Origin of the sequence: Pseudoalteromonas sp. SG45-5 (genome assembly GCF_014164085.1) — a bacterium.
In the GTDB taxonomy this organism is placed as follows: domain Bacteria; phylum Pseudomonadota; class Gammaproteobacteria; order Enterobacterales; family Alteromonadaceae; genus Pseudoalteromonas; species Pseudoalteromonas aliena.
In genome coordinates this window covers 1-246 of the sequence record NZ_JACJEM010000208.1, presented here as the reverse complement: position 1 = coordinate 246, position 246 = coordinate 1, and the positions used below count along the sequence as shown (strand labels likewise).

The following is a 246-nucleotide window of genomic DNA, read 5'->3' as shown; positions in this document are numbered from 1 at the left end:
ACCTGAAATAAATTTTTTGCTAAATCAATTGCGATTACATTACAATCAAACATGTATGGGCTCCTTGGTAAAAGTTTTATCGCTTATTACGTTACTCCTGAGGGAAGTGGGAGTCCATACATCTGTTGATCTTTCAAGGTTAAATTTGCAGCAGTCTGTTTGGTATTTAGGCAAGGCAGAGCCTATGTAGTGTGGTTATTCCCCATAAATGGGCGATAACGTAGCATTAATGCCAAACAGGCGCTG

The 246-nt window shown here is 39.4% G+C and carries 1 pseudogene; it reads left to right on the top strand.

Going from position 1 to position 246, the window contains the following annotated elements:
• Positions 1 to 190 (top strand): annotated as a pseudogene (locus H5119_RS20375) (hypothetical protein); the annotation flags it as partial.
• Between the last annotated feature and the right edge of the window lie 56 nt (positions 191 to 246).